This is a genomic window from Anaerotruncus sp. DFI.9.16 (genome assembly GCF_024461615.1).
GTDB classification, from domain to species: Bacteria; Bacillota; Clostridia; order Oscillospirales; family Ruminococcaceae; genus Anaerotruncus; species Anaerotruncus massiliensis.
The window spans coordinates 24,878-45,586 of record NZ_JANFZX010000013.1 but is presented as its reverse complement, the minus strand read 5'-3'; the positions used below and the strand labels follow the sequence as shown (position 1 = coordinate 45,586).

At 63.7% G+C, this 20,709-nt stretch carries 19 protein-coding genes and 1 other annotated feature (1 of these 20 running past the window's edge); of the genes, 9 read left to right on the top strand and 10 right to left on the bottom strand.

Going from position 1 to position 20,709, the window contains the following annotated elements:
• Positions 1-171 precede the first annotated feature (171 nt).
• The 6 genes from NE609_RS07530 to dapA form a co-directional block, all read right to left on the bottom strand.
• Positions 172-888 (bottom strand): ABC transporter ATP-binding protein, encoded by a 717-nt coding sequence (locus tag NE609_RS07530; RefSeq protein WP_370867153.1) that lies wholly within the window; start codon positions 886-888, stop codon positions 172-174.
• Positions 889-892: 4 nt separating this feature from the next.
• Positions 893-1,690, bottom strand: coding sequence for an ABC transporter ATP-binding protein (locus NE609_RS07525; RefSeq protein WP_121585995.1), 798 nt, complete (start codon positions 1,688-1,690; stop codon positions 893-895).
• Positions 1,690-2,664: a branched-chain amino acid ABC transporter permease gene (locus NE609_RS07520; RefSeq protein ID WP_256152193.1), complete on the bottom strand. Its 975-nt coding sequence runs from the start codon at positions 2,662-2,664 to the stop codon at positions 1,690-1,692. Before NE609_RS07520 ends, NE609_RS07525 begins: the two co-directional genes overlap by 1 nt.
• A 12-nt stretch (positions 2,665-2,676) precedes the next feature.
• Positions 2,677-3,549 (bottom strand): branched-chain amino acid ABC transporter permease, encoded by an 873-nt coding sequence (locus NE609_RS07515; RefSeq protein ID WP_256152192.1) that lies wholly within the window; start codon positions 3,547-3,549, stop codon positions 2,677-2,679.
• Between the two features lie 143 nt (positions 3,550-3,692).
• Positions 3,693-4,910 carry an ABC transporter substrate-binding protein gene (locus NE609_RS07510; protein WP_121585956.1) on the bottom strand — a complete coding sequence of 406 codons (1,218 nt, stop codon included), beginning with the start codon at positions 4,908-4,910 and terminating at the stop codon, positions 3,693-3,695.
• A 67-nt stretch (positions 4,911-4,977) separates the two neighbouring features.
• Entirely contained in the window at positions 4,978-5,907 is a 930-nt protein-coding gene (gene dapA / locus NE609_RS07505; RefSeq protein ID WP_256152191.1) for a 4-hydroxy-tetrahydrodipicolinate synthase, read from the bottom strand.
• Positions 5,908-6,175: 268 nt separating this feature from the next.
• Here dapA and NE609_RS07500 point away from each other — a divergent pair, with 268 nt between their 5' ends.
• From NE609_RS07500 to NE609_RS07485, 4 genes are all read left to right on the top strand, one after another.
• Positions 6,176-6,934: an amidohydrolase family protein gene (locus NE609_RS07500; protein WP_121585958.1), complete on the top strand. Its 759-nt coding sequence runs from the start codon at positions 6,176-6,178 to the stop codon at positions 6,932-6,934.
• A gap of 15 nt (positions 6,935-6,949) precedes the next feature.
• Positions 6,950-8,035 (top strand): iron-containing alcohol dehydrogenase family protein, encoded by a 1,086-nt coding sequence (locus NE609_RS07495; protein WP_121585959.1) that lies wholly within the window; start codon positions 6,950-6,952, stop codon positions 8,033-8,035.
• Positions 8,036-8,156: 121 nt separating this feature from the next.
• The gene (locus NE609_RS07490) at positions 8,157-8,885 is read left to right on the top strand and encodes a FadR/GntR family transcriptional regulator (RefSeq protein WP_101551321.1); all 729 of its coding nucleotides are present in this window, start codon (positions 8,157-8,159) and stop codon (positions 8,883-8,885) included.
• 59 nt (positions 8,886-8,944) lie between these two features.
• The gene (locus NE609_RS07485; RefSeq protein WP_256152190.1) at positions 8,945-10,234 is read left to right on the top strand and encodes a lactate racemase domain-containing protein; all 1,290 of its coding nucleotides are present in this window, start codon (positions 8,945-8,947) and stop codon (positions 10,232-10,234) included.
• A 114-nt stretch (positions 10,235-10,348) separates the two neighbouring features.
• Here NE609_RS07485 and NE609_RS17795 read toward each other — a convergent pair whose 3' ends face one another.
• A complete protein-coding gene (locus NE609_RS17795) occupies positions 10,349-11,911 on the bottom strand; it encodes a substrate-binding domain-containing protein (RefSeq protein WP_256152189.1) in 1,563 nt (520 codons plus the stop codon).
• 1 nt (position 11,912) lies between these two features.
• Positions 11,913-12,323, bottom strand: a complete 411-nt coding sequence (locus NE609_RS07475; protein ID WP_256152188.1) for a LacI family DNA-binding transcriptional regulator — start codon at positions 12,321-12,323, stop codon at positions 11,913-11,915.
• A 353-nt stretch (positions 12,324-12,676) separates the two neighbouring features.
• Here NE609_RS07475 and NE609_RS07470 point away from each other — a divergent pair, with 353 nt between their 5' ends.
• From NE609_RS07470 to NE609_RS07460, 3 genes are all read left to right on the top strand, one after another.
• Positions 12,677-13,912 carry an amidohydrolase family protein gene (locus NE609_RS07470; RefSeq protein WP_256152187.1) on the top strand — a complete coding sequence of 412 codons (1,236 nt, stop codon included), beginning with the start codon at positions 12,677-12,679 and terminating at the stop codon, positions 13,910-13,912.
• Between the two features lie 128 nt (positions 13,913-14,040).
• On the top strand, positions 14,041-15,438 hold the full coding sequence (locus NE609_RS07465) for a uracil-xanthine permease family protein (RefSeq protein ID WP_121585963.1): 1,398 nt from the start codon (positions 14,041-14,043) through the stop codon (positions 15,436-15,438).
• A 130-nt stretch (positions 15,439-15,568) separates the two neighbouring features.
• Positions 15,569-16,888, top strand: coding sequence for a replication-associated recombination protein A (locus NE609_RS07460; protein WP_256152186.1), 1,320 nt, complete (start codon positions 15,569-15,571; stop codon positions 16,886-16,888).
• A 249-nt stretch (positions 16,889-17,137) separates the two neighbouring features.
• Here NE609_RS07460 and NE609_RS07455 read toward each other — a convergent pair whose 3' ends face one another.
• The gene (locus NE609_RS07455; protein ID WP_101551334.1) at positions 17,138-17,551 is read right to left on the bottom strand and encodes an EamA family transporter; all 414 of its coding nucleotides are present in this window, start codon (positions 17,549-17,551) and stop codon (positions 17,138-17,140) included.
• Positions 17,552-17,577: 26 nt separating this feature from the next.
• On the bottom strand, positions 17,578-18,702 hold the full coding sequence (gene prfB / locus NE609_RS07450) for a peptide chain release factor 2 (protein ID WP_121585964.1): 1,125 nt from the start codon (positions 18,700-18,702) through the stop codon (positions 17,578-17,580).
• Positions 18,703-18,916: 214 nt separating this feature from the next.
• On the opposite strand from prfB, the gene NE609_RS07445 reads away from it, so the two are divergent.
• Together NE609_RS07445 and NE609_RS07440 are read left to right on the top strand one after the other, a co-directional pair.
• Positions 18,917-19,957, top strand: a complete 1,041-nt coding sequence (locus tag NE609_RS07445) for an RING finger protein (protein ID WP_147437505.1) — start codon at positions 18,917-18,919, stop codon at positions 19,955-19,957.
• A 123-nt stretch (positions 19,958-20,080) separates the two neighbouring features.
• Entirely contained in the window at positions 20,081-20,491 is a 411-nt protein-coding gene (locus NE609_RS07440) for a PH domain-containing protein (RefSeq protein WP_256152185.1), read from the top strand.
• A 63-nt stretch (positions 20,492-20,554) separates the two neighbouring features.
• Positions 20,555-20,709, top strand: a binding site (T-box leader); it runs 86 nt beyond the window's last position.

Below are 20,709 nucleotides of genomic sequence, written 5' to 3'. Positions count from 1 at the left end.
GCACGTCCCGCGCAAAGTGTGAAAATCCCGATTTGCAGCGGGAAAATCCCGCGGCTTCCCGCCGGCCGCCGGTGGGAAACGGCCCGGCGGCCGGGCCCCGCCCCCCCGCCGGCCCCCCCCCCGGCCCCGCGCGCCCGCGCGGGCCCCGCCGCGGCCAGCTTCTCTCTTCCGTCAGCCGCCGAGGTATGCCTTTTTGATGTCGGGGCTGTTCAGCAGTTCCTGGCTCGGGCCGCTGCCCACGATGTGCCCGACCTCGAGCACGTAGGTGCGGTCGGAGATGGACATCGCCATGAACGCGTTCTGCTCGACGATGACCACCGGGGTCTTGCGGGTGCGGTTGATCTTGACGATCGCGTCGAACATCTCGTCGACGATGACGGGCGCGAGCCCGAGACTCGGCTCGTCGAACATGAGCAGCCTGGGGTCGCTCATCATGCCGCGGCCGATCGCGAGCATCTGCTGCTCGCCGCCCGAGAGGGTCCCCGCGAGCTGCCTGGCGCGCTCCTTGAGGCGCGGGAAGAGCTCGTAGACCTCCTCGACGTGGCGGTCGAGCTCGGCCTTGGAGTATTTCTTGCAGAAGGCGCCCATCTCGAGGTTTTCGAGCACGCTCATCTGCGGGAAGACCTCGCGGCCCTCGGGGATGTAGACGATGCCGCGCCCGACGACGAGGTGCGCCTTGAGGTTGCTGATGATTTCGCCGTTATAGGTGATGTCCCCCTTGGCGGGGCGGTTGATGCCCATGATCGTCTTCATCAGGGTGGTCTTGCCGGCGCCGTTGGCGCCGATGATCGAGACGATCTCGTTGTCCCCCACCTCGATGGACACGTCGAAGAGGGCCTGCACGTTGCCGTAGAAGACGTTGATCCCGTTTACCTTCAGCATAGCCATAAGCCTAACCCTCCACCGCCGGCGGGAGGTCCACCGGCTTATACTTGTCGCCGAGATAAGCGCGGATCACCTCGTCGTTGTTCTGGATCTCATAGGGGTTGCCCTCGGCGATCTTCGCGCCGAAGTTGAGCACGGTGATCTTGGTGCTGATGTTCATGACGACGTCCATGTTGTGCTCGATGAGGAAGAGGTCGATCCCCTTCTCGTGGGTCTTGAGCAGGATATCGACGAACTCGCGGCGTTCGGAGGGGTTGAGCCCCGCGGCCGGCTCGTCGAGGATGAGCAGGTCGGGCTTCATCATGAGCGCGCGCCCGAGCTCGGTCATCTTCTGCTTGCCGTAGGCGAGGTTCTTGACCTTCTCATGCCGCAGGTCGGCCATACCGATCTCCTCCAGGACCTCCTCGGCGCGTTCGATGAGCAGCTTCTCCTCCCGTTTTTCGCCGCGCAGGTCGACCAGAAACTGGATGAGCCCGATCCTGGTCATCTGGTGCGCGCCGATCATGAGGTTTTCGAGCACACTCATCGAGCTGAAGAGCTTGAGGTTCTGGAAGGTGCGCCCGATGCCGAGCCGGGCGATCTGGAAGACCGGCTTGCCGCTGATCTGGGTATCGCCGTAGAAGATCTTCCCGTCGCTCACCGGCAGCACGCCGGTGATCATGTTGACGGTGGTGGTCTTTCCGGAGCCGTTGGGGCCGATCAGGGAATGGATGCAGTTTTTGGGCATTTCCAGCGACAGGTCGTTGACGGCGACCAGCCCGGAAAACCGTTTGGTGACATGTTCCAGCTTCAAGACAGGTTCCATCATCTGCGCCCTCCGGTCTTTTCTTTTTTGGCCATCCAGAACATCCCCAGCCGGTTCTCCTTCGTGAAGAGGGAGACGAGCCCGTTGGGCAGGAAGATCGCGAAGAGCAGGGCGATGATGCTGAAATATAGCCAGTAGTTGGTTCCCAAAAAGCGCAGCATCTCGGGCAGCAGGGTGATCATCGTGGCGCCCAGGATGTTGCCGACGACCGAGCCAATGCCGCCGAGCATCATCATGATGAGATAGTTGGCGGACAGGTCGGTGGTGAAGGTGGTGGGGTTGATGTACCCCATCAGATAGGCGTACATCGCGCCGCCGAGGCAGCCGAAGACGGTCGCGAGGGTGAACGCCTGGATCTTGATCTTGGCAATGTCGATGCCGCACGCCTCGACCGCCTCGACATTGTCGCGGATCGCCTTGAAGACGCGGCCCCACTTGGAGTGGACGATGCGCCACGCGGTAAAGGCGAGCAGGACGACCGCGAAGAGGTAGAGGTAGTAGACCTTGCGGGAGGTGTCGAGCGGGTAGCCGAAGAGGACGATGTGCGGAACGCCCTGCACGCCCATCGTGCCGCCGGTGAGCTCGACCCAGTTGGTGAGCACGAGGCGGACGATCTCGCTGAAGCCGATGGTGGTCAGCGAGAGGTAGACCCCCTTGAGGCGCAGGCTTGGGTAGCCGAGCACCCAGCCGATCGCGACGCCCATGACGATCGCGAGGAGAAAGCCGATCCAGGGCGAGGTGCCCAGGCGGGTGCTGGTCAGCGCGGCGATGTAGGCGCCCAGCGCCATGATGCCGGCGGTGCCGAGGTTCATCTGCCCGGTTAGGCCGGTGATGAAGTTGAGCCCCATGACGATGACGATGTTGACGAGCGTCTGGCTGAGCAGGATATGTACATAGGCGTTGTCGTAGCTCATCGGGAAGACGATGAGCACCGCCAGGAGCACGGCCAGTAAAACACGTTTTACGATTTTCATATCCGGCCCCTCCTAACGTCTGTGTCCGAGCAGGCCGGACGGTTTCACGAGCAGGAAGACGATCAGCAGCACGAAGGCCACGCAGTCCTTATAGAGCGTCGGGATGACCAGCGTGCTGAGGTTCTCGAGGATGCCGATGAAGATGCCGCCGGCGATCGCGCCGGGCAGGTAGCCGAAGCCGCCGATGACGCCGGCCGCAAAGCCCTTGAGGCCGATCATGTTGGCGATCGTGAGGTCTATGGTGAAGAGCGGGATGACCATGATGCCGATGGCGGAGCAGATCACCGCGCTGAGCGCAATTGTCAGGTTGATGTTGGCGGTCACGTTGATGCCCATGAGGGTCGCGGCCGTCTTGTTCTGCTGGACGCAGCGCATCGCCTTGCCCATCTTGGTGGTCTTGAAGAAGACCTGCAAGGCGGTGACGATGATCGCGGAGACGAGGATGATGGCGATGTTCGCCTTGGGGATGACGATGTTCCCGACCTTGACGATCCCCTTGAGGAAGCCGGGGACGGTGAAGGGGGTGGCGCCCCAGATCACGCGGGCGGACTCGGTGAGGATGCGCCCGAGGATGACGGTGCCGATGACGGCGAAGACGGGGGACGCCATGTTGCGCAAGGGATTGAAGATGCCGGTTGCCACGAGCACGCCGAAGAGGAACATGGTGGCGACGGTGGCGATGACGGCGACCGCGGGCGCGGCGCCCATGCGGACGACGAACTGCCCGGCAAAGACGTAGGCGCCGAGCATGATGAGCTTGTCGTGGCTGAAGTTGAGCAGGCCGGTCGCGTTGAAGATGATGGTGTACTCGATTGAGACGAGCGCGTAGATAAACCCGAGGGCCAACCCGCTGACGATCAATTGGACGATGATTTCGGCTGTCATTCTTTCACCCCTGTATTCGTTGCTGTTTTGTCAGCGGCGCGCGCAAAACAGCCGTATTCTGCATGGAGAAGGGGGCCGCGGGGCCGCCGCCTGGCGGCCCCGCGCAGCGCCCCCGGCGCGTGGGAGAGGTTCACATGGTCCGGTCAGCTGTTGAGGTCGACGTACTCGACCATCGTGGGCACCTTGTCGAGGATCTGCGCGATGACGCAGCCGTGGAGCAGGTTGCCCTTGTCGTCGCACTTGTAGCTGCCCTCGGGGAGGGTGAGGCCTTCGGTGGCCGCGAGCGCGTCGCGAACCGCCTGCGGGTCGTCGGAACCGGCGCGCTCGATCGCGTCGGCGAGCACGTAGGTCGCGCTGTAGTAGGTCGCGGCATAGAGCTCGGGGGCGTAGCCGTACTTATCGGTGAACTTTTTGGTGAAGTCCGCGGTGATCTGGTCGTTGCTCGTGGAGACGAAGTCGGTGACCGAGTACCAGCCCTCGACATATTCGGGTTCGAGCAGGTTGAGCACCTGGTCCATGACGACGCCGGCGGAAGCGATGACCGGGACTTCGACGCCCAGCTCATAGAGCTGGCGGGCGGTCAGGGCGACCTCCGCGTCGTCGGTCCAGGAGATGATGCAGTCGACGTTCTCGCTCTTGAGCTGCATGATCTGGCCGGTGAGGTCCTTGTCGCCCGCGTTGTGGCCGACGGCGACGTAGGGCACGCCCGCCTCTTCCAGGTAGGCGATGATGACGTCGCGGCCGCCGGTGCCGAAGTCGTTGTTGTTGAAGGAGATGCCGATCTTGGTGGCGCCGAGCTTCTCGATCGCGAACTTGGCGGCAACCTGTCCGTTGATCGTGTCAGCGGGACGGCAGCGGAACATGTACGGGTTGCCGGCCTCCTCGAGCTTGGGGCTCGTGCCGCCGGTCAGAAAGGCCACCTGCGCGTTCTTATAGAGCTCGTTGGTCGCCATGGCGTTGCCGCTCGTGTGCGGGCCGATGACCGCCGCGACGTCCTGGGTGAGGATTTTGGTGACGACGTTGACCGCGGTGGTCTGGGTGTTCTGGTCGTCCTCGATTGTATAGACGAGCTTCTTGCCCAGCACGCCGCCGCCCGCGTTGATCTCCTCGAGCGCCAGGTCGACGCCCTCGCGGGTGCGCTGGCCTGCCAGCGGGAAGTTTCCGGTGAGCGCGCAGCTCAGGCCGATGAGGATTTCGCCGTCGGTGGCGGGAGCGGCGTCGCCCTCGGGGGCGGGCTCGGCGGGGGCGGCGGGGGCCGCGTCCTGGCTCGGGGCGGCGGGGGCCGCCGCGGTGTCGCCGCAGGCGCCCAGCATGGCCGCCACCATCATCACTGCCAGTAGGATTGCAAGATGCTTTTTCATTTTCTTTCCTCCCGTTACTTGTTCTCTTTCCACAGCCCCGCCTCCGCGGGGCCAAAATCACATCGGATCAGGAGAGCTTGCCGACCTGTTTCAGCACGTCCACGAGGACCGCTTTCTCCTCGTCGGTGATGGGGGCGAGCGGGCTTCTGGCGGGGCCGACCTTGATGCCGGTCACGAGCTCGATGGCCGGGCGCATGATCGAGTTGGGCAGGATGCGGCCGTTCTGTCCGCAGCTCTTGCAGAAGCGGTAGAGCGGGACGAAGAGCTCCTTGGCCTTCTCGTTTTCGCCGGCGGCGAACGCCTGCATGATCGCGCGGATCTCGTGTCCGAAGATGTGCGCGCCGCCCGAAACGATGCCCATGGCGCCCTGCACGATGGTGGGCAGCAGCATGATGTCGTCGCCGTTGAAGATGACGAACTCGGGGTTGACGTCCTCGGTGGCGAGGAAGTAGTCGGTGACCTGGGTCGGGTTGATGCCCGCCTCGTCCTTGATGCCGATGATGTTGGGGATCTTGGCGAGCTCATGGACGGTGGGGGCGTCGATGTTGATGCCGACGAAGATGGGGATGTTGTAGAGCAGGATGTTGACGCCGACGCTCTCGGCAATCGTCTTATAGTGGTTGTAAACGCCCGGCTGGGTGGGTTTGTTGTAGAAGGGGCAGACGACCATGCACAGGTCGATGCCGAGCTCCTCGGCCTTTTTGGTGAGGGCGACGGTCTCCTTGGTGGAGGCGCAGCCGGTGCCGGCGATCACGGGTTTGCGGCCGGCGCTGACGCGGACGGCGGTCTCCATGAGCTTGACGCGCTCGTCGAAGGTGCAGAGGCTCGCCTCGCCGGTGGTGCCGGTGACGATGAGGGAGTCGCACAGGTCGTTTTTGATGAGGTATTCGATCAGATCCTCATAGACCTTGTAGTCGATCTCTTCCTTCTCGTCGAAGGGGGTCACCAGGGGCAGGAGAATCTGCCCGTATTTCTCGGAAAACTCTTTTCTCGTCATGCTGCGTTCCTCCTAAATTCTGTTTGACATCAGCGCCCCGCATTGCTTATCGGGTTATAATGTTATCTGACATCTTGCCTCCATTATATTCATGCTGCAAAGGCATGTCAATCACCATTCGGAAGATTTGTCGTAAATCATTAAAATTAGTGGATATTTTTTGTCGATAGAATACATTTTACCCCCTTGACACGCCATTTGCGCGTTGCTATAATGGGTGCAGATATCAGACAACCTTATATCCAACCATTTACAATGGAGGACGCCTATGATACTCGACGCCCACTGCCATCTCGGACGCGACTGCGTCTACGACTTTGAAGTGACCGAAGAGCTCCTGCTGCGCACCTTCTCGGAGAACGGCATCGACGGCGGCATCGTCCAGCCCTGCATCACCCGCCCCTACCTGGCCGACGCCCGCGAAGCCCACGACCGCATCCGCCGCCTCTGCCTCGCCCATCCGGGGCGCTTCTGGGGCATGGCCTCCCTCAGCCCCCACTACACGCCGGAGGACTACTATGAGGAGGTCCGCCGCTGTGTGCGGGAGCTCGGGTTCGTCGGCGTCAAGCTGACCCCCAATGGCCACGCGGTCGACCTCATGAGCCGCGACGCGCGCACCGTCTACGAGACGGCCCGCTCCCTCGGCATTCCGGTCATGGTGCACACCGGCATGGGGATCCCCTTCGCGGACCCCGCCCGCCTCTACCCCCTCGTACGCGACTTCCCCGGCGTCAAAACGGTGATCGCCCACGCGGGCTCCGATTTCTTCACCGTTCAGGCGCTCCAGCTCGCGAAGGCGTTCGACCACGTCTGGCTCGAACCGAGCGGCGTCGGCATCGAGGGGATCGAGGGCTTTCTCGCGGAGCTGCCCCCCGACAAGCTGATGTTCTCCACCGACGTGCCGGTCCAGGCCGCCGGGGAGCTGCTCAAATACCGCCGCGCCGTCAAAAGCGAGGCGGCGCTCGAACAGATCTTTTCCAAAACGGCCATTCAGGTGTTCGGGCTCAGCCCGGATAGCAAACAATAAAAGGAGTTGGTTTCAATGAGAGACGGAGCCCAGATCATCCTCGGTGCCGGCAGATACATCCAGACCCCGGGCGCGGCGGCGCTGACGGGCCGCGAGGCGAAGCTGTTCGCCGACCGGGCGCTCGTCGTCGCGGGGCGCACCGCGTGGGAGATCGCGGGACCCGACGTGGAAAAGGGCCTGCGGGAATCCGGCGTGGAGTACAAGGTCCACCCCTTCTCCGGCTTCTGCAGCGAGACGACGGTCGGTTCAATCGTCGCCGACGCGCGTACATACGGCGCGAAACTGGTCATCGGCGTGGGCGGCGGCAAATGCATGGACGCCTCCAAGCTCGCGGCTGACCGGCTGGGCGTGCGGGTCGTCACGGTGCCGACGACGGCGGCGACCTGCGCCTGCTACGCGACCGTCTGCATCAAATATGACGACACCGGAACGCCCGACTGCAACGAATACTGCAGCCAGCCGGTGGGCGCCGTGCTGGTCGACACCGACCTGCTCTCCCGCCGCTCCCCCTCGCGGATGCTCGCGGCGGGCATCGCGGACGCGATGGCCAAATACCCCGAGATCGACTTCAGCATCCGCTTCGTCAAGGGCTGGGACATCACGATCATGCCCGTCTCGGCGCTCCAGGTGGCCAAGTCGAACACCGAGAAGTACTTTGCCGACGCGGCCGAAAGCGTGCGCGATGTGGCGGCCAAGCGCCTCACCCCGGTCGTCGACGACATCCTCTTCACCAACCTCGCGCTGACCGGGCTCACCTCCCAGCTTTCAAGCGGCAGCAAGCAGCTCGCGATCGCACACGGCCTCTACGACGCGGTGAGCAAGCTCTATAAGCCCCAGCGCGCCAGGCTCCTGCACGGCGAGATCGTCTCGGCGGGCATCCCGGTGCAGCTCGCGGTCAACGGCTACTCGGAGGAATACATCGAAAAGAACATCCGCTTCCTGAAGGAGCTCGGCACCCCGACCTGCATCTCCGACCTGGGCATCGAGCCGACCGAAGAAACCCTCGAAGCGGTCCTCGACTTTATCTTCACCAACGTGGGCATCGATGAGCCCGGGCTCCAGCGGCAGATCCGCAGGGAGTTCGCGCGCGTCATGAAATAGCCACAATTTCCCTGCCGAGGCTTGATGAAAGGCAATGCGGGTGTTATAATGGAGGCGGATGAACCCCCTCCCGGTTGTCGGATGATAGGACAGGAACGGACGGCGGGAGGCGGCGAGCGCGATGAAGGTGGTGGGAACGATGAAACCGATCGAACGGATTTCGATTGTCGATCAGGTGATCAACAACCTGAAGGACTACATCGTTGAACAAAACGTCGCCGTGGGCGACAAGATGCCCACGGAAAAGGAAATCTGCGAGATGTACGGCGTGGGGCGTTCGACCGCGCGTGAGGCCTACCGGATGATGCAGGCCATCGACATGATCGACGTCAAGCGCGGCAAGGGTGCCTATTTCAAGGGGGTCCCCAGCGAGCGCACCGACGACAGCTGCGTGGCCTGCTGGTTTAAGGAGCACGGCCAGCGCCTGACGAGCATCATGGAGGTGCGCATGGGCATCGAGACGATGACCACGCGGCTTGCCATCCAGCGGATCAGCGACCGGCAGCTCGAACAGCTGCGGGTGATCCACGATCTCTTCATGCAGAGCGCCAAGGCACGCAACTATGTCAAGATGGCCTTCTACGACGAGGAGCTCCACCACAAGATCGCCGAGGCGAGCGGCAACGAGCTGCTCATCCGGATGGAAAAGATCATCGCGGAATGCATCGTGGATTACCGCGTGCAGACCTACCTGCTGCCCGACAACGCCGACCATGCGATCACCACCCACGAGGCCCTGATCGGCGCGTTTGAAAAGCGCGACGTCGAGGCGGGCGTCGCGTTGATGACCGAGCACATCGAAAACTCCCTCGAGGACATGGAAGCGATCGTGCAGGAAAAGGAATCCTGAACGAACCCGTCCCCGCCGCGGCCGCGGCGGGGATTTTTTTACCGAAACGGAGGAACGGCATGGACGTCTACGGCGAGATCCTGCGGGGGACCGCGCTCCCCCGCTTTTTCCCCCTGCGCCAGCGGTTTGACCGCGCGGAGGTCCCCGACGCCGGGGAGGCGGTGCGCCGCACCCTTTGCGAAGCGGGCGTGCTCGAACGCCTTCGCCCGGGGGACACGGTGGCCCTCACGGCGGGCAGCCGGCAGATCGACCGGCTCCCTGAGATTCTGCGCGCCCTGGCCGAAGCGGTGCGGTCGCGCGGAGCCCTCCCCTTCCTCGTGCCCGCGATGGGCAGCCACGGGGGCGCGACCGCGGAGGGGCAGCGCGCGCTGCTCGCCCGCTACGGCGTCACCGAAGAGACGGTGGGCGCGCCGGTGCGCTCCTGCATGGACACGGTGGAGGTCGGCCGCCGGGCGGACGGCGTCCCCGTGCGCATCGACCGGCTCGCGGCCGAAGCCGACTGGATCGTGCCTGTCGGCCGCGTGAAGCCCCACACCGACTTTCGCGGCCTGGTGGAAAGCGGCGTCATGAAGATGCTCGTCGTCGGACTCGGCAAGCGGTACGGCGCGGACCTCTGCCACAGCGCGGGCTTCTCCCATATGGCGGAAAACATCTGGGAGTGCGGGCGGGTCATCCTGCAAAACGCGCGCGTCGCCTTCGGGGTGGCGCTCGTGGAGAACGCCTGCCACCGGCTGCGCGTCGTGGAGGCGATCCCTGCGGAGCGGATTCCCCTGCGGGAGCCCGAACTGCTTGAACAGGCCAAAGCCCTCATGCCGCGCATCCCCTTCGACCCGCTCGACGCGCTCTTTGTGCGCCGGATGGGCAAGGAACTGAGCGGCGCGGGCATGGACCCGAACGTCACCGGGCGCTCGGTGCAGCTCGGCGTCGGCCCGCCGCACGCCGCGCGCCTCGCGGTGCTCGATTTGACCGCCCACTCGGCGGGCAACGCGGCGGGCATGGGCAACGCCGACTTCATCACCGAGCGGCTGCGGGGCAAGATCGACTTCACGCCGATCTACGTGAACGGGCTGACCTGCCGCGACCCGGCGGGCATGCGGATGCCCTGTGTGATGCCCGACGACCGCTCCGCCCTGCTCGCCTGCCTGCACACCTGCGGCGCCGCCGGGCCGTTCCGCGCCGTGCTCATCGAGGACACGGCGCACATCGAAACGCTGTGGGCGTCGGAGGCGCTGCTCCCCGAAGCGCGGGAGAACCCCGCCCTCACGGCGGCGGGCCCGCCCCGGCCCCTCCCCTTCGACGGCGAAGGGGCGCTCGGGACGCTCGCCTTCCCTCTTGCCGAGCAGCTCTAGAACGCGCGAAAGCGCCGGGAATTTCTCCCGGCGCTTACCTTGTTTTTGGAGTTTTTCCCACAGCCGCATAAAACACCCGGGCCCCGCGGGGGGGGCGGGGGGCCCGGGTGTTTTCTATTTCTTCGTGGGCGGGCGGCGGCGCGCCGTGCGCACCCACGATTTTTCGAGGTTGCCGGCCGTGATCAGCACCGGCTCCACGACGACGTAGGAGGGCAGGTGCTTGCCGAGCAGGCTGCTCGCGGCGGCGAGGCCTAGGTAGCGGCCCATCTCGTACGCCTGAGACGAGACGATGCCGATGACGTTCTGGTTCATGAGGAAGAGGCGCGCGATCTCGTCGTTGATCTGGGTGGTGACGAGCAGGATATCCTCACGGCCGATCGACTGCAGATATTTCTGCGCCGTGAGGGTCGCGTCCGCGCTGAAGATGTAAAGCCCCTCCGTCTCGGGGTGGGCCTCCAGCGCGTCCCGCACCACCGACAACGCGTTTTGCTCCCGGATGAAGTCCTTGCGGAAGACGATGTCCAACTGGGGGAAGTCCTCCGTCACCGTGCCGATCGCGGACATGTCCCGCTGGCGCGCGGTGAAGTTGATGTCCGCGTTGCAGACGAAGCCGATCTTGCGCTTTCCCCGCCGGATCATTTCGGAGGCGAGCAGCCTTCCGGCCAGCCGCCCCTTCTCCGTCTCGTTGGTCGCCACACAGGTGGCGTAGGCGTATTCCGGCAGGTCGGGCGGCACGTCCACGCCGAGAATCAGCTTGGAACGCTCGGCCGACAGCGCGAGGAACCGGTCGCGCAGCGCCGTCTGGTCGTTGGAAAAGCTGATGATCGCGTCTGGGGCGAGCCGCGCGAGCTCCTGGAGCTGCATGTCCCGCATGCTGACGCTCCCTTTCGCCTCCGCCACCTCGAGCAGCGTCATGTCGAGGCTGGCCAGCGATTCCCGCACCCCCTGCAGCACGAGCTCCGAGAACATCGTGCCCGCGCCGTCGAGCGCGATGCAGGCGGTAAAGCGGTGGGAACGGATGCGCCCGAGCTCGTCCTCCGAAAGCTCGAGCAGTTCGGGGCGCGCCGCGGGCCCGCCCGACGGCGCGCGTGCGAGCGACCGGGTGCTGCCGCCCGGCAGGAAGGAGGGGAGCAGCAGCGTGCGGCTCTCGTCCATCCGCTCATTGATCAGCGCCCGGACGACCGCGTCGGCCAGCTGGGGCGCGCCGAGATCCACCCGCGTCAGGTCGGGACGGCTCTCCTCCATCGCGTAGAGCCCGTCCATCGCCACGAGCGAGACGTCTCTCGGGTAATCCAGCCCGTGCCTGCGCAGGCTCGCGGCGGCGTGCACCGTCGCCCACGTCCCGGCGGCGACCACCGCCGTCAGGCCCGGATGGCGCGCGAAATGCGCGTCCACCGCCGCCTGGGCGGCCTCGTTCCCCTCCTCCACGGCCCGCGCGATGTTTAAAAATCGGGAGGGCCAGTACTCCAGCCCCCGGTCGGCAAAGAGGGCCCGCGCGCCCGCGCGGATCTCCTCGGTGACGTCGATGTTGTGGATGCTCGTGAGAATGGTGATCTCCCGATGTCCCCGGCTGATCAGGTGGGAAAGCGCCATCCGCACCGCCTGCCGGTAATCGAAGGAGACGGCGCAGGAATTTCCCGCCGGGGGCGGCGTGCTGCTGAGGAAGACGGTCGGCACCTCATAGGGGGGGCGCCTCCCGCCTGGCCGGCGGGACCCGCACCGAGGTGTGCACGACGCAGAAGCTCAGCCGGTGAAACCGCTGGAGCGCGCGGAGCTCCCCGTCCGGGATCGTCTCCGGCGCCGCGATGAGCACCAGCTGGATCTTATGCTCCGCCAGCCGCTGCTCCAGCAGGCCGAAGAAGTCCGCACAGGCGCACATCCCCGTGCCGTGGGCGAAAAACCCGGCCAGCCGGATCCCCCGCAGGCCGTAACGGTCGTATTCCCGCAGCGGGCGGTATCCGAGCTTTTCAATCGCCGCGCGCACCCGCGCCGCGGTCTCCGGCTCCACGCGCCGGGTCCCGTTGAGCACGTGCGAAACCGTCGCCGCGGAAACGCCGCTTTCCCGCGCGACCTCACGGATCGTTACCATACAGCCGCCTCCTTCGTGGAAACTACACAAATCATACTTTTAGCATAATCTCTCACGCGCGCATTGTCAATTTGGGAGTTGTGCCGAAACGCCCCCCGGCCGAAATTTCGCCGTTTTGACCGCGCGGACCCGTCGAACTTTTACAAATTCACCACGAAACTGGTAGATTTTTTCGATTTTGTTTTCTTGTTTACGCAAACATGTGTACACATTTATTAAAAATCGGCTGAATTTTACAAATTTTAAGTGCAATTTTCACAGAAAATTATTTGACAGCCCCCCGTCATCTTGCTATGATGAAGTAGAAAAGCGGCCCTGAGACCGCTGAAAAATCGATTTGAGGAGGAACCCTTATGCTGCTCATCCGCAATGCGAACATTGTGGGGCGTGGAATGTCCGATATCCTGATCGGAGACGACGGAAAGTATCTCGAGATCAAACCGGAAATCCGCGCCGAAGGGATCGAGAACTGCGAAGTGATCGACGCCCGCGGCATGCTCGCCGCCCCCACGTTCGTCAACACGCACATGCATTTCGACAAGGCTTACACGGCGCTTCAGGGCCGTGAGAGCACGGTCGAAACGCTGGAGGACTCCATCCATATCATGCACGACTTCAAGCGCCATTACACCGTTGAGGAAGTCAAATCCCGCGCCGAGCGCGCGATCCGCGAGTGCGTCATGTTCGGCACCACCAAGCTGCGCACCAACGTCGACATCGACAATATGGCCAACCTCGTCGGCCTCGAGGGCGTCCTCGCCGCGAAGGAAGCGACCAAGGACATCTGCGACCTCCAGGTCATCGCCTTCCCGCAGGAGGGCATCTACGCCAACGAGGGCACCGAGAAGCTCATGTGGGAAGCCATGGAGATGGGTTGCGACATCGCCGGCGGCATGCCCGCTGCCGAGTGGCTCCCCGAGCTCGCCCGCAAACACGTCGACCTCGTCTTTGAGATCGCCGAAAAGTACAACGTCCCCATCGACATGCACATCGACCAGTCGAAGGACATGTTCGACCGTTCCCTGGAATACACCGCCTGGCTCACCCTCCAGAAGGGCTGGGGTCCCCGCGTCACCGGCGGCCACTGCACCTCAATCACCTACCAGAACCAGTCTCACGCGATCAAGGTTATGAAGCTCATCAAAGAGGCCGGAATGAACATCTGCACCAACACCCAGGTGCTTGCGATCATGGGCATCGACGCCGAGCCCCGCACCCGCGGCGTCACCAGAATCCGTGAGATGGTAGAGATGGGAATCAACGTCGCCACCGCGCAGGACACGATCTGCGACGGCTTCCACCTCTATGGCACCGGCGATCCGCTCGACTACGGTCTGGTGGGCGCTTATACCGCGCAGTACAACACCCCCGGCACCGCGAAGACCATTTTCGACATGCTGACCACCAACTCGATGCGCATCTTCGACCCCGACGCCAAGTACGGGATCGAGGTCGGCAACGACGCGGACCTCAACATCCTCGACGCGGACAATATCCAGGAGGCGCTGCGCACCCGCGCGTCCCGCCCCTATATTCTGCGCCACGGAAAGGTCATCGCCTCCTTTGAGCGCAAGGCGGCGCTGCTCTGAGACACCGGAAAAAGGTTTGACAAACCCATCCGCTTCGCCTATTAAGACAGCAGAGGCAAGGGCGCCGCGGGAATGAAAACGTTTTTTCGCGTCGTCCTTTCTCTAATTTCAGGAAAGGAAGTCGGCTTATGTACAATCCGGAACAGCCCATTTTTGAGACACAGCCCGACAGTACCGTCAAGGTATCCATTGGCGTGGAGGAGAACCCCAAGAGCTGGTGGCAGACCCTCTTCTTTGCCTGGCAGATCACCCTCGTCGATTTTACCCCCTTCATTTGGGCCGGCATGTTCGTCTCCCTCGCGGGTCTGCCCGACACCGTCGTGCCGGTCATGATCAAGACCTGCTTCCTCGCAATGGGTATCGGCACCCTGATCCAGACCACCATCGGCAACCGTCTGCCGATCGTCCAGGGTCCGTCCTCTTCCGTTCTGACCGCCATGGGCGGCGTCACCGCCACCTACGGCTTCCCCGCAATGTGGGGCGCGGTCCTCGTCGGCGGCGCGCTCGAGGCCGTCATCGGCTTCTCCCGCGTGCTCGGCAGACTGCGTAAATTCATCCCGCCCGTCGTCACCGGCTCGGTCGTCGCGACCATCGGTTTCGTCGCGTGCAAAATCGCCGCAGGCTGGATCTTCTCCTCTCACGAGCCGATCTTCCTGATCCTCGCGGCGGTCGCCTTCCTCTTCGCCCTCTTCCTCAAGTTCAGGGGCAAGGGTCTGCTCTCCCAGGGCTTCGTCCTCATCTCGGTCCTCGTCATCGGCGTCGTCATCTCGTCGATCGTCGGGATCTTCGACTGGGGCAAGGTTTTCGCGGAGGATTGGTTCGCTCTGCCGACCATCTTCCCCTTCCGCAACTTTGAGGGCATTCCCAGCGCGGCCGGTTCTCCTGTCGTGTTTACCTTCGCCGCCATCCTCGCCGGCTTCACCGGCTACATCGGCTCGATGTTCGAGTCGATCGGCGACTACGCCGCGACCTGCGCCGTCTGCGACCAGGTTTACCGCGTCAAGCACATCAATAAGGGCATCTTCGCGGAAGGCCTCGGCTGCATGTGCAGCGGCCTGCTCGGCGCGCTGCCTGTCACCAGCTACACCCAGAACATCGGCATCCTCGCCGCCACCGGCGTGGCTTCCCGCCGCGTCACCCGCGTCGCAGCCGTCATGTTCCTGCTTTACGGCCTGTCGCCGAAGCTCGCCATGCTGCTCGCCTGCATTCCGCGCCCGATCGTCGGCGCCGTCTTCCTCATCTCCGCGAGCATGATCATGTTCTCCGGAATCGACGTCGTCATATCCGAGACCCGCGACGTCCGCGGCAACCTCATCGCCGGCACCACGATCGGACTGGGCGTCATGATGCCCGTCTTCTTCTCCACCACCGGCGCCGAGTGGGCTGCCTCCTTCCATCCGTTCCTGAAGATGTTCGTCAACAACAACGTCTTCATCGCGGTGGTTTCCGGCGTCCTGCTCAACATCGTCCTGAACATGCTCCTCAAGGAGCGCAAAGCCACCGAGACTCCCGCGCAGGGCGCGTAATTACGACAAACTCCTACTCTACCTTCTCACACAGACAGCGAAAAGCCCCGCCCGGAAACGGACGGGGCTTTTCGTAACCTCTTTTCAAACCGGCGCGAAAGGGCTATACTAAGGAAAAGGCGGTGATCGTATGCGTCAGCAGTCCCTCTTTGAAAGCCGGGATCCCGAGGCCCCTCTGGCCAGCCGCCTGCGCCCCGAAACCCTCGAGGAATTCGCGGGGCAGCGGCACCTGCTCGGCGAGGGCAAGGTCCTGCGCCAGCTCATCGAGAGCGACCGGGTCTCCTCGATGATCTTCTGGGGGCCGCCCGGCGTGGGCAAAACCACCCTCGCGCGGATCATCGCGCACAGAACCCAGGCGGAATTCATCGATTTTTCCGCCGTGACCAGCGGCATCAAGGAGATCAAGGAGGTCATGGCGCGCGCCGAAACCGGGCGGCGGATGGGCGACCGGACGATCCTTTTCGTCGACGAGATCCACCGCTTCAACAAGGCCCAGCAGGACGCCTTCCTGCCCTTCGTCGAGCGCGGGAGCATCGTGCTCATCGGGGCGACCACCGAGAATCCCTCCTTCGAGGTCAACTCGGCGCTGCTCTCCCGCTGCAAGGTCTTTGTCCTCCAGGCGCTTTCGGAGGAGGACCTCTTTTCCCTCCTGCGCCGCGCCCTCTCCGACCCGCGCGGCTTCGGCGGGCAGGAGGTCAACTTCCCCGACGAGCTGCTGCGGATGGTCGCCGCCTTCGCCAACGGGGACGCGCGGGTCGCGCTGAGCACCCTCGAAATGGTCGTGCTCAACGGCGAGCGGCGGGACGGGAAGGTCACGGTGACGAGCGGGACGGTCGAGCAGTGCATCAGCAAGAAATCCCTGCTCTACGACAAAAACGGCGAGGAGCACTACAACATCATTTCCGCGCTGCACAAGTCGATGCGCAACAGCGACCCCGACGCCGCCGTCTACTGGCTTTCTAGGATGCTCGAGGCGGGCGAGGACCCGCTCTATGTCGCGCGGCGGCTCATCCGCTTCGCGTCGGAGGACGTCGGCATGGCGGACAGCCGCGCCCTCGAGATCGCCGTGGCCGCCTACCAGGCAAGCCATTTCATCGGCATGCCGGAATGCAGCGTCAACCTCACCCACGCGGTCGTCTACCTCTCCCTCGCGCCCAAATCCAACGCCCTCTACCTGGCGTATGAGAGCGCCAAAAAGGACGCGCAGAAGATGCTGGCCGAGCCGGTGCCCCTCCAGATCCGCAACGCCCCCACCCGCCTCATGAAGGAGCTCCACTACGGCGAGGGCTACCAGTACGCGCACGACAGCGAGGATAAGCTCACCAACATGCAGTGCCTGCCCGACTCCCTCGCCGGGCGCAGCTATTACCGCCCGACCGCGCAGGGCTCCGAGGCCCGCGTTCGGGAACGCATGGCCCAGATCGCCGCGTGGCGCCGGGAAAACACCTGACCAGATCCGCAAAAGCGGCCGCCTTTGGCGGCCGCTTTTTCCTGTCAGGCGCTCCGGGCGGAGGGTCGGCGGCCCTTCCCCGCACGCTCCTGCCCGGCAAGCTCGCCGCACCTTCCGTTTCCACCGTTGGGAGCGCACCGGAGGGGCGCGATAAAAAACCGCGGCCGCAAACAGGCGCGCGGTAAATCTAAAGCCCCGCCGGGGGTGGAGGAGAGCAAAAATGCCGCCCGAGGGCGGCATTTTCCAGGATCAGAGCACCATCAAAAGGGTGCCGCCGGTGATGAGCACCGCGCCGATGACCGATTTGACGCTGACCGCCTCGTGCAGGAAGATGAAGGCCATCACGATCGTAATCACGAGGCTGAACTTGTCGATGGGGACCACCTTGGAGACCTCGCCGATCTGAATGGCCTTGTAATAGCACATCCACGAGGCGCCGGTGGCGAGCCCCGAAAGGATGAGGAAGAGCATGCTGCGCTGGGAGATGTCGCGGATGCCGTGCTGGGAGCCGGTGAGGAAGACCATCCCCCACGCGAGTAGAAGCACGACCACCGTGCGGATGGCGGTGGCAAGGTTGGAATTGACGTTTTCGATGCCGATCTTGGCAAGGATGGAGGTCAGCGCCGCGAAGACCGCCGAACCGACCGCGTAGACAGCCCACATATAAGATTCTCTCCTCAATGCTATTCTCAGTCCACCTGTCCGAGCGTCCCCAGGCTCGCGGCCTTGAGGTACGCGTTGATAAACCCGTCGATGTCGCCGTCCATCACGGCGTTGATGTTGCCCATTTCAAAGCCGGTGCGGTGATCCTTGGCGAGGGTGTAGGGCATGAAGACGTAGGAGCGGATCTGGCTGCCCCAGGCGATCTGCATCTGCTCCCCCTTGATCTCGTTGATGTTGGCCAGATGCTCCCGCTCCTTGATCTCGACGAGCTTGGCGGTGAGCATCTTCATGCACATGTCGCGGTTCTGGAACTGGCTGCGCTCGTTCTGGCAGGAGACGACGATCCCGGTCGGGATGTGGATGAGGCGGACCGCCGAGGAGGTCTTGTTGATGTGCTGGCCGCCCGCGCCGGAGGAGCGGAAGACCTCCATCTTGATGTCCTCGGGGTCGATCTCGACGGTGTTGTCGTCGGGCAGCTCGGGCAGCACCTCCACCGAGGCGAAGGAGGTGTGCCGGCGGCCGGACGCGTCGAAGGGCGAGATGCGCACCAGCCGGTGCACGCCCGCCTCCGAGCGCATGAAGCCGTAGGCGTTCTCCCCCTCGATCATGATCGACGCGCTCTTGAGACCCGCCTCGTCGCCGTCGAGATAGTCGAGGATTTTATAGGTATAGCCGTGGCGCTCGGCCCAGCGGGTGTACATGCGGTAGAGCATCTGGGCCCAGTCCTGCGCCTCGGTGCCGCCCGCGCCCGCATGGAAGGTCATGATCGCGTTGTTCACGTCGTATTCGCCCGTCAGCAGGGTGGCGAGCTTCTGGGTCTCGAGGTCCTGCTCAAACCTCTCGGCGTCCGCGAGCGCCTCCTCGTAGACCGATTCGTCCTCCTCCTCGTCCGCGAGCTCGATGAGGGTGAGGGTGTCCCCGTAGAGGGCGTCAAGCCTGTCCCAGCCCTCGATCTTTCCCTTGACGCGGGCGGTTTCCACCTGGTTCTTCTGCGAGCGTTCCACATCGTTCCAGAAGCCCGGCGCGGTCGTCTGCTCCTCCAGTTCGGCGAGCTTGCGCTTGAGGCCCTCGTATCCGATCGCCTGGGCGAGATCGTCCAGTTCCTCACGGCGGCCCTCCAGCCGCAGGCGCAGCTCCTCAAATTGCAGCATATCGGCAACTCCATTCCACTAGCATTTGTCATTCTCAGAAATAATATTATAGTATTTTTTCCCGGGAAAGTAAAGCGGTTCCGGCGCAAAACCCCGTGGAAAAGCCGTTCGCACGAAAAGTTCACAATTACGCTCTTGAATTTTCAGGGGATTGTCTGTATCATGGGTATTCAGAAAGCACTATTTATGGATTTATGATTCAGGGGTTGATTTTTTGGCGAACTATACGGGCGTAAAGTGCCCCGTCTGCAACAAACGCTTTACGGAGGACGACGACATCGTCGTGTGCCCGGTCTGCGGCGCGCCCCACCATCGGACGTGCTACCAGCAGCTCGGGCACTGCGCGCTGAACGACCTGCATATCAAGGGACATGCCTGGGAGCCGCCGCACGAGCAGCAGACCCCCGGGCAGGCCCCCGGTGGCTCCGCGGGCGGGACCGCCTGCCCGGCGTGCGGCGCCGGCAATCCCTCCACCGGCCTTTTCTGCCAGGTGTGCGGCGCGCCGCTGCACCGCGGCACCCAGGGCCAGCCCCAGCCCCAGCAGGGACAGCCCTTCTCCCCCTTCGGCGGACAGCCCTATGCCGCCGCGCCGCCCGCGCAGAATCCTTACAGCGCGGCCTTCGGCGGGCTCAACCCCTCGGAGGAGATCGACGGGGTGTCGGCGCGGGATCTCGCGCTCTATGTCGGGGAGAACTCCGGCTACTTCCTCCCCCGCTTTAAACAGATTTCCCAGGGGAAGCCCGTTTCTTTCAACTTCTGCGCGCTTTTCTTCAACTTTTTCTACTTTTTCTACCGCAAGATGTATTCGGTGGGGCTCATCCTGCTGGGCATCACCCTGCTCGCGCAGATCCCCACCCTCTTCGTCATGCCCGAGGCGGTCCATTTCGCCCTCGACCACATGAACGACATCTACGCCGGGGCGAGCATGTTTGAGTTCATCAGCGAGTTCCAGCCCACCCAGCACCTGTGGGCCTACGCCGCGATGGAGTACATGCGCTATTTCCTGCTCGCCGTGGGCGTCGTCTTCTCCCTCTTCGCCAACCGCTTCTACCTGCGGCACGCGGTCAAAAAGGTCACCCGCGTCCGTGAGGGAATGCTCGCGGCGCAGGGCACGCTCGACGACCGCCGCTACACCGAGACGATCGCCCGCGCGGGGCGCACCAACCGCGCCATCGTCGTCATCGCCGCCGTGGGCTGCGTGGTGGCCTATTTCGCCGTCTATATCCTGATGGTGATGGCGATCATGGTCTCCTGAACCGATCGACCCGAGGGGGGAGCGGCAAAGCCGCTCCCCCCTTTTTGCCCTTCTTGCGTTTTTCGCGGCGGGGTGTTATGATGGACCCATCGGGCGCGCTGCGCGAAAGAAAGGAGCCCTGTCATGGCCGCTGAACGAATCTCCGAACCCGCCGTGGTCTGGAAGGACCGCAAACGCATCTGCGGACTGCCGATCACCTTTACGAAATATTCGATGTCGGAGGACCGGCTCTTTCTCGAGACGGGACTTTTGAACACCCGGCAGGAGGAGGTCATCCTCTACCGTGTGCGGGACATCAGCCTCACCATCAGCCTGTGGCAGCGGATCTTCCGGGTTGGGTCGGTGCTCGTGCAGTCGTCGGACAAGTCGCTGCCCAGGCTGCTGCTCAAGAACATCCGCGAGCCCCGCGGGGTCAAGGAGCTCATCCACAAGCAGGTGGAGGAGATGAAGCTCGCCCGCCGCCTGCGGGTCGGCGAAATCCTCGACAACGACGAGTGCGGCTGCGAGGACGGCGAGGACGGGATGCTCCTGTGAGGAGAAAAATCTCAAAAAGCCCTTGCAAATCCGGAGCAATCATGCTAAGATGATGGTTAATCGAATAACGCTGAGATCGGGAGAGTAGCGCATCCGCGCCGCAACAGAGAGGTCCGCCGCCGGCTGAAAACGGACCGCGGGAAGCGTCTGCGTGAAGTTCACCCGTGAGCGGCGCCGCTCAAACCCCCCGGGGCGGTAGGCGGCGACGGTTCGCCCCG